This window comes from Lactobacillus amylolyticus DSM 11664, assembly GCF_000178475.1.
Classification (GTDB): Bacteria; Bacillota; Bacilli; order Lactobacillales; family Lactobacillaceae; genus Lactobacillus; species Lactobacillus amylolyticus.
The window spans coordinates 1-8,003 of sequence record NZ_ADNY01000043.1 but is presented as its reverse complement, the minus strand read 5'-3'; the positions used below and the strand labels follow the sequence as shown (position 1 = coordinate 8,003).

The following is an 8,003-nucleotide window of genomic DNA, read 5'->3' as shown; positions in this document are numbered from 1 at the left end:
TCTACTATATATTAGTTTAGTTTTTCTTATCATAGGAGCTGTAGCATATTCACTAAGTGAACATGTTTCGTTAGGAGAATCATTTTGGTGGGCGATTGCCACTGCTACAACCGTAGGCTATGGTGACATTTCACCTCATACAATAGTCGGGAAAATTATTGCTTTATTATTGATGATTGTTGGTATTGGGATCATAGGAATGTTGACTAGTTCAATTACGACCTACTTTGTAAAAAGTGATTCTGACGAAGATCAATCTAGTGATAATAAAAAATTTGAAATGATTATGTCCAAACTAAATGAACTAGAAAAACAAAATAAGGATTTAAAAAGTGAAATCTCTGCTTTAAAACAAAATAGTACAGAAGATTAATTAAAATCTTCTGTTTTTTTATGCCTAAAAAGACTGCCTTAATTACTTAGAGTAGGTGTAAACTTGAACTGGAGTTTATAGAAAATTTAAGGTGGTAGAATAAAATGAATCGATTTTGGAGGATTTTATTATGGGTTCTGTTTTGGTACTATTTGGCCCCATATTATTTATTTAAAAAATTTGTTTTTAAAAATAGAAAGCACAAAATTGCCTGGTCAGCTCTGGGCTCAGTAATTACTGTATTTGTGCTTTTTTGTTGTTGGGTAAATTCCTTGCATGATGATGAAGATACAACCAGCAATACGGCGTCTGCGCCTAAAATGCACGTTGTTGTTAAAAAAGTTGGCGTTCAAAGACTGGCCAAGGATCAGGCGAAAGAAAAGGTTTTAAATACTGAAGAGAAAAAGAAGCAGAAAGAATATGACAAACTAGTTGCGGAATTAGATGCAGCTAAGAAAGCACAGCAAGAGGCCAAAAAGCACAGCAGCGAGCAAACGACCGTTACACATCACAGATCGACTGCTACAACGCACCACTCTTCATCCAGCAATGGAGCAGGAAGAGGAGATATGGATACTGCCGATTCTGGTAAAATCGTTGGCAATAAAAACACAAAGATTTATCACGTTCCAGGACAGGCTGGTTATCGAATGAATTCTGCAAATGCTGTCTACTTCAACAGTGAACAGGATGCAATTAACGCTGGTTATAGAAAGGCTAAGAGATAATGAATAAGAAAATTATTGCGACTGTCTCAGGTGTCCTTTTGCTTTTTGGCAGTGCTGGTGCGATTAGCAATCCTCAAGTAGATCAAACTGTCATTGCAAAAGTAAAAACAGTCATTAAATATGATCGTACTGATGAAACCAAATCGAAGAAGATTGAGAAACAGAATACAAAGACTGAAAAGAAAATTGTTAGTCTAGATAAAAAGATTGCAAAACTTCGCAAACAGCTTAAGAAATATTCAGGCAAAACCGTTGAATCAGTCAGCGAAGCAAAACTAGCAAGTCTAAATTATTCTGGTAAAGATGTTATTACAGTTAATAATAATGATCCTAAGTTTACAAAGAGTGATCTAAATACAAGCCAAGGCGCATGGCAAAAATATGGTGATCTTGATGGGCTGAATCGAGTAACAGCCGCTAATGCATTGCTGAATGAATCTTTGATGCCTAATAGTGAACGTGAACCTCTGCATGTTGATCCAACAGGTTGGCATAATAAACGTATTGCAGGTGGGTGGCTTTATAATCGCTGTCACTTAATTGGATATCAGTTGACAGGGCAAAACAATAATATCAAGAACCTGATGACTGGAACCAGACAGTTGAACGATCCAGATATGCTTCGTTATGAGAATGAAGTGGCTGACTACATTAAAGAAAGTAGATCAAACTATGTTCGATATCGTGTAACGCCAATTTTCCGTGGTAATGAATTGCTGGCTCGTGGTGTTGAAATGGAAGGTCAATCAACTGGTTCAAATGCAGTTCACTTCAATGTTTATATTTTTAATGTTCAAAATGGCGTAACTTTGAATTATTCTGATGGTACTAGTCGAGTAGGATAGTTCAAATATAAATTAAAATGTATCCCCTCAAACGGGGATTTTTTTAATACAAATATTTCTATCAATTGTCTAAATTATAAGCTTATCCATTATAATAAAAGTAAAATATTAATATTTTACCGATAGCCAAATATAGAAAAGAGGCTATCCAAATGGAAATTCATAATCACGATACCATTGTCATGCCGCCGGAGGGCTTTTTCGAAGACATGCTCGACCGTATGGACAACTTGCAAACCCAAATAGATGAGCTGAAGAAGCTCTATTACAACAATTCCAAGACTTCACGTGATGTGTTCCTATATGGCTGCGAGCTTGCAGGCAGTCAATATCAGGATCTGCAAAACCACGTCATTCCAAAATTGCAGGAGAATGATCCGCTGGTTTTGATAAGAGAGCCTAACAATGAAGCCGATAAGCATGCCATTGCCGTTTACACGACAACCGGCTTGAAGTTCGGCTATTTGCCAAGAGAGCATAACCTGATTTTGAGTCGCCTGATGGATGAAGGCAATTTGTTGACGGGGAAAACGAAGCAATTCCACTGGGATGGCAAGAAGCTTTATTTGGTCGTTAAAGTATTTTTGCATGAAAATTAATAACTGATAACTGAGTGATAAGGGTATAGATAGATGCTAGAAGAAAATATAGCCACAGTTGCTGGAAATTCAAAATTATTGCCACTAAGCAAGATTGTTAGTACGAGAAAATTCCAAAAGATTGAATATCATTCTGACAATTTGGGTGAACTTCCTCTTGAAGAAGAAAACATGGCACCTGCAACAACGGGGACTTTAATCGACTTTTTAACACGGATAATTGTTTTGAACGATGATGATGCATTTGGCGTTTCCGCGCGCGGTGTTGGTGAAATGGCAAATGATGATCAGAAAGAGCGGTATTTATATGAAGCTGCCATGTTAAAAGCGCTGGTTGAAGATAAGGAAATCGATGATCTTGATGATGATGTCTTCAATATTGGTGTCAACATTTGTGCATGGGAACAGGCCTTACGCGGTGGCTACTACTTTCCGCCGCAAATTTATCCTAATGACACTACCATGGCTCATTACAAGGTTATGCTCAAACGGGTCAAGGCTTATTTAGAAAAAATCGGCAATATCATTCGGACAGGCTATGGTTCGGCAACTGCAAATGGCTTAATCAGTGGGGACGGTGATTATTTATCATCTGATACTTTGATTGATTTTAAAGTTTCTAAGCATAAAACAATGCAACCTAATTGGGTGCGTCAATTATTTCTTTATCGTGTTTTACTGAGAGATGAATTGGTAAGTCCAGATCAGATTAAAAAGCTCATGATTTACAATCCTCGCAGAGACGAAGGCTATTTGTTAGATCTTACGCAGATAGATTCTGGTATCCTGGATTTTGTCAAAGCACAAGCCGAAAAGAGATCCCTTGAATTAATGGGATCGGTTGATGAAAATATTAAGCAATTACTAGATCTTTATGTAAATCGGGCTATTTCATACGAAAAAGTAAATCTAAATAAACAAGAACTTCATTCTGATAATTTAGGAGAGATAAGCGGTGAAGGTGAGAGCCTGACTACTGAGCAGCTCCATCAAATTTTGCTGTTCCTTGTAGATTACTGCTATATCAATAAAGAATCTAGTTTGAATGATGCCAACAAGGGCGCAGGTATTGCTAACCAAATTGATGATGAGGCAGGTAAAAAGCTGATCGAATACGAACACGCTTTTAAACGCATCCCAATTGATGGCGAATTGCCGGATGAATTCTTTGTTCTTGCCTGTCAAATTGGTCGATACATCATTGCTAATGCTGATGGCAAATGGGTTGATATCAACGCCAATGATACAGATATTGAGCATTTAAGAATCTTGTTCGGCCGAATCAGTAGATTCTTGCAAGAAAAAGGGATGCCGACAAGGCTCAGAGTTGAGGACACAGGTTTTACTGGCACGGACCTTGATCATTTTTCAGACGTTAAAGAGGAACCATTTGCTGTTGACCTCGCAACTGATTCCTGGGCACTGGAAATTGGCTTAAAAGATGGCGATCAGGTTGATGCCGACCAAGTTAAGAACTTGAAAGGTGCTGAAGATGCAGAATTTAGTGAAGTTGGTATTATTTCTCCGCGATCAGATAATTATTTTTATAAATTCAAAGAGCATAATGATGATGAATTTTTCTAAGATTTAATACGAAAACTCGGCACTTTTAATATTGGCCGCTGAATTTTGATGATGTAGCCGATGCATTAAAGATTGATTTTTAAAGCAAGAAAGCATCCCTTGAGAGGATGCTTTTTTTGTTTATGGTATGCGAGGAGTAGGGAAAACTACTTTTCTGACAGAAGTAGGGAGAAAAATGTCAGAAAAGGAAAATTGGATAGTGATCGATTTAGCTATGGAATCCGATTTGTTAGCTACTCTCATAGACAATTTATATATAAGAGCAAATACAGCAACTCAAAAAATGTTTGTATCAATTCGTTGATTATCATTTTCAGCATTTGGTTTAGAACTTTCTGCAGATATCAAACAAAATTTATCAGCGTATCAAGTAATTTTGACCCAAATGTTTTCACGATTAAAGGATAATGGCACAAAGGTATTAATTACCATCGATGAAGTAAAAAGTAATAAAGAACTAAAGAAATTTGCTTCATATTATCAACTTTTAAATCGTCAAGATCATCCTGTTGCACTAATGATGGCTGGATTACCAGAAAATATTTCCGAATTGCAAAATGAAGATGTCATGACATTTCTTTTACGAGACAAGAGAATAGCCTTGTCTTCTTTAAATTTGATCCAAATTTAATTTAGTTATAGAAATGTATTTCATCAAGCTCATTATGATATTTCATCTCAAATTTTAAGTAAGATGGCAATTATGACTAAAGGATATTTGTATGCGTTTCAACTTTTAGGTTATTTAGTATGGAACCTGATTTGTTTTGCATGATGGGACATGATTGACTTGCCCTGATGGAATTTGATTTTTGCTGCTTGACGGTGCCTGATTAATGCTACCTGATTTATTTTGAATGATGTCATCTGATGGGACTTGTTTGTTTTTGCCTGATGGCATAAAAAAGATTACTTGGATAATAAAAGAAAGTTCTATTTGTATGATTAATACTTTTATTGCTGAGCAAAGTAAGTGAAGTTGCTTTTCAGTAACATATCCTAAATTAGCAATTATTAATAATAAAATTACCTGATCTTGGTCAAGCCTGAAAGTTTTATTTAAAATTTTGAAGATACCTCCAAATGAGAAAACCCCCTTTTTCTGGATGCTCATCAGTTGTATATATTACGACTTATGGTCGAAACTCTGGTGAAAAGCTCTAAGGTACCTATAAAACAGTTCAGAAGAGCATTATTAAAATGAGAAAAATGCAAAAAATAAGGCAGAAAACTATATCTGTTTGAGTAAATCTCTTTTTTGGAGATAGAAAGTAGGGAAAAAGAATAAAAAACGTAATAGAGTTAAGTAGTAGATTAAGTAACTAGCTTCAACAAGTAGCTTCAGCAAGTAGGTTAAGCAACTAAAAAATCCTCAGTCAATTAATCAGCTGAGGAATTAAAGCTTTATGTATTTTTAACTCAATAAAAAATTAAATACCCATACCACCATTAATATCATAAATAGGGCCAGTAATGTAAGCGGCATCTCTTGAAGCAAGGAATGCAGTTAAAGCTGCGACTTCACGTGGGTCACCCATCCGATGAGCAGGAATACCATCGATAATTCTTTGCTCATGTGCACGTTCTTCATCTTCTGGCAAATTAGTTTTATTCCAAATGCTGGTCTTAAAGGCACCAGGTGCAATCGCATTAACACGGACCTTGTCTTTAGCAAGTTCAACTGCCCAGACGCGAGTAAAGTTTTCAACAGCGGCCTTAGCTCCAGTATAAAGTGACAAGTTAACACCTGGATGTTGTGCACCAACACTGGACATACAACACTGGACATATTAATAATGCTCCCATGTGCGTTAATCAAAAGTGGCAAAACATGAATGGTCATATTAACAAGACCACGAGCATCAAGGTTAAAGACATTATCGTAGTCCTTTTAATTGTCATTTCTTGAATAGGTTGGACAGGGCATGGGTGGCTTCTTATTTAAGTTCCATTGTATCCTCTGAGTAAATTTTGGGTACTTCATCTGACCACCGCTCAGTAAGTGTATCGACAACTTTAAAACCAAATTTTTCATATAATCGTTTAGCGTTTTGATTGTCTGAAAATACGCCAAGCCTAACTGGGCGCTTTAATTTTTTTAGTGCAGCTTCCATTAATTCGGTTCCAATGCCTTTATCTTGAAAATCAGGATCAACGTAAAGGAACTCTAATCGATGCCTACCATAACCAACGAAACCAACAGCTCCAATAAACAACAACGATAACAACGTAGCTCCATTGCCTGAAACTGATGATAATCAAAATTGCAGTGGTGATGATAATAATCAAAGTCAAGAAACTGTTGCTCCTAAAGCTCAAAGCGTAACTGTCACAAGCGGCCAAACCCAATCCGAGTACAAATACAATTATATTAGAAGTGTAATAGCTTGCATAATTTTATGCCTGTCTATGCATGTTTTCTGTCAAATGCGGGCCTTTCTCATGTATACTATGTATACTATACTTATAACGTATTGAGGGATGTACAGTGGAGATTCATAACGAACAGTTTAAAATATTAGTCCGAAAAAAATTGTTACTAAATATCATTTCAGAAATCCTTCTGATTGTCGGTGGAATTCTCGCCATTAGACCAGAATCCAATTTGACTATTTCATTAATCGGAGTCGTAATCTTTTTCATCGGTTTTGGAATTGAAATTAGAGCGTTGGTTTTGCGCAACAGCAAAAAGTACAAGAAGCTGCAGGAGGAAGAAGACGAATTAACTCGCATGGAACAGATTGTAGCTAATGTCGGATTAGCGATGACTATTGCTGGCATGATTTTTATCATCGCCTTATTTATCGGTGCTATCGTCTTTCTTTTCGTTTTTACTCATTCGTGGACCAAAGTTATCTTCTTCGTTTTAGCCTTTGAATTAGTAACCGATTTATGGGATTACTTCAAATTAAGTCAAAAAGAATAATTTGTATACTCTTATTCTGATGTGGGATAAGAGTCTTTTTTATCTTTTAAGCGTACAATATCAAGGAAAAGCCGCATTTTCACTCATTTTTTAGTATAAAATAACAGCCTGTTTTCGTTATTCTATACAGAGCTCAAATACTAGTATAATAGACATAACTGCAATTTTTGCACGCTTGATCATCTTATATTATTGGGTAGAATGATAAGTGAATAGAGATATCAGAGTGTATAAAATGCTTATTAGGATCAAGGTTTTAAAGATGAGAAAGATAGTTAGATTTGTTTCAAGTATCGTTCTGTCAATTGGTTTATTAGGAGTAGTAGGTCAAGTTGCTGCAGCTGATGGAGGAAGTTCTGCACCACAATTCGGTTCTGCAGAAGTTGCACCAACCAATCCTACTATTAAGAAGGGAAATAAGATCATTGTCATTGTCAAAGACAGGTCACTAAAACACTTTAGCTTTAGGCTTGATTGGTGTAGCTGTTTCATTCTTGGCCTTGATTCTTCTATTGTTGATCTAATCGTGGTTAGACCGAGTAAAAGTTGAAAAATTGAATAACAGGTTGGTAAAATGATCAAATCTCAATAGAAGATTTGGTCATTTTTATTTTTTGGATAGAAAATTACTTTATTTCTGCGTCAAAATTTTAAAAGAGAACTATAATGTAGGTGCTGAGAGAAAGGAAGTTTTTATTATGGCAGCAGATGAAAAAGAAATTGAACAAACCGCAATGATTGATCGTAACATGGATCAAGTTTTTGATTGGGCTAAGGGCAACGATATGCCTATTCGTGTCGCTATTTGGAACCACGAAATGGAAGCAAATGGCCGTGACACGATGAAGACCGAAGCAGCTGTTAAATGGATCTTAAAGGCTGATGACGATAAGATCAAAGACTACTGCGAAAAGAACTTGAAGAAATAACTAAAATATTCTACTTGAT

At 36.1% G+C, this 8,003-nt stretch carries 11 protein-coding genes and 2 pseudogenes; 10 read left to right on the top strand and 3 right to left on the bottom strand.

Annotation, left to right across the window (positions count from 1 at the left end):
- The 7 genes and pseudogenes from HMPREF0493_RS05370 to HMPREF0493_RS08105 form a co-directional block, all read left to right on the top strand.
- A partial coding sequence (locus HMPREF0493_RS05370; protein WP_006352303.1) for a potassium channel family protein occupies positions 1 to 373 on the top strand: 373 nt, incomplete at its 5' end.
- Between the two features lie 104 nt (positions 374 to 477).
- Entirely contained in the window at positions 478 to 1,101 is a 624-nt protein-coding gene (locus HMPREF0493_RS05365; RefSeq protein ID WP_006352302.1) for a sunset domain-containing protein, read from the top strand.
- On the top strand, positions 1,101 to 1,946 hold the full coding sequence (locus HMPREF0493_RS05360) for a DNA/RNA non-specific endonuclease (RefSeq protein WP_006352301.1): 846 nt from the start codon (positions 1,101 to 1,103) through the stop codon (positions 1,944 to 1,946). The genes HMPREF0493_RS05365 and HMPREF0493_RS05360 overlap by 1 nt, the downstream gene beginning before the upstream one ends.
- A gap of 152 nt (positions 1,947 to 2,098) precedes the next feature.
- Positions 2,099 to 2,545 carry an HIRAN domain-containing protein gene (locus tag HMPREF0493_RS05355; protein WP_006352300.1) on the top strand — a complete coding sequence of 149 codons (447 nt, stop codon included), beginning with the start codon at positions 2,099 to 2,101 and terminating at the stop codon, positions 2,543 to 2,545.
- Positions 2,546 to 2,578: 33 nt separating this feature from the next.
- Positions 2,579 to 4,129 (top strand): hypothetical protein, encoded by a 1,551-nt coding sequence (locus HMPREF0493_RS05350; protein ID WP_006352299.1) that lies wholly within the window; start codon positions 2,579 to 2,581, stop codon positions 4,127 to 4,129.
- A gap of 121 nt (positions 4,130 to 4,250) precedes the next feature.
- Positions 4,251 to 4,433: pseudogene (locus HMPREF0493_RS09360) on the top strand (hypothetical protein); the annotation flags it as partial.
- Positions 4,434 to 4,514: 81 nt separating this feature from the next.
- On the top strand, positions 4,515 to 4,760 hold the full coding sequence (locus tag HMPREF0493_RS08105) for a hypothetical protein (RefSeq protein WP_006352297.1): 246 nt from the start codon (positions 4,515 to 4,517) through the stop codon (positions 4,758 to 4,760).
- Between the two features lie 114 nt (positions 4,761 to 4,874).
- On the opposite strand, the gene HMPREF0493_RS05340 is transcribed toward HMPREF0493_RS08105, so the two are convergent.
- From HMPREF0493_RS05340 to HMPREF0493_RS05330, 3 genes and pseudogenes are all read right to left on the bottom strand, one after another.
- Positions 4,875 to 5,243 carry a hypothetical protein gene (locus HMPREF0493_RS05340; protein ID WP_006352296.1) on the bottom strand — a complete coding sequence of 123 codons (369 nt, stop codon included), beginning with the start codon at positions 5,241 to 5,243 and terminating at the stop codon, positions 4,875 to 4,877.
- A 316-nt stretch (positions 5,244 to 5,559) separates the two neighbouring features.
- Positions 5,560 to 5,904 carry an SDR family NAD(P)-dependent oxidoreductase gene (locus tag HMPREF0493_RS05335; protein WP_006352295.1) on the bottom strand — a complete coding sequence of 115 codons (345 nt, stop codon included), beginning with the start codon at positions 5,902 to 5,904 and terminating at the stop codon, positions 5,560 to 5,562.
- 162 nt (positions 5,905 to 6,066) lie between these two features.
- Positions 6,067 to 6,330: pseudogene (locus HMPREF0493_RS05330) on the bottom strand (GNAT family N-acetyltransferase); the annotation flags it as partial.
- 287 nt (positions 6,331 to 6,617) lie between these two features.
- Between HMPREF0493_RS05330 and HMPREF0493_RS05325 the strand changes: the two are divergent.
- The 3 genes from HMPREF0493_RS05325 (at position 6,618) to HMPREF0493_RS05315 (ending at position 7,984) form a co-directional block, all read left to right on the top strand.
- Positions 6,618 to 7,055 carry a hypothetical protein gene (locus HMPREF0493_RS05325; RefSeq protein WP_006352293.1) on the top strand — a complete coding sequence of 146 codons (438 nt, stop codon included), beginning with the start codon at positions 6,618 to 6,620 and terminating at the stop codon, positions 7,053 to 7,055.
- A 262-nt stretch (positions 7,056 to 7,317) separates the two neighbouring features.
- Positions 7,318 to 7,605, top strand: a complete 288-nt coding sequence (locus tag HMPREF0493_RS08100) for a hypothetical protein (protein ID WP_133286296.1) — start codon at positions 7,318 to 7,320, stop codon at positions 7,603 to 7,605.
- Between the two features lie 148 nt (positions 7,606 to 7,753).
- Positions 7,754 to 7,984 (top strand): P8 family protein, encoded by a 231-nt coding sequence (locus HMPREF0493_RS05315; RefSeq protein ID WP_040457282.1) that lies wholly within the window; start codon positions 7,754 to 7,756, stop codon positions 7,982 to 7,984.
- Positions 7,985 to 8,003 lie beyond the last annotated feature (19 nt).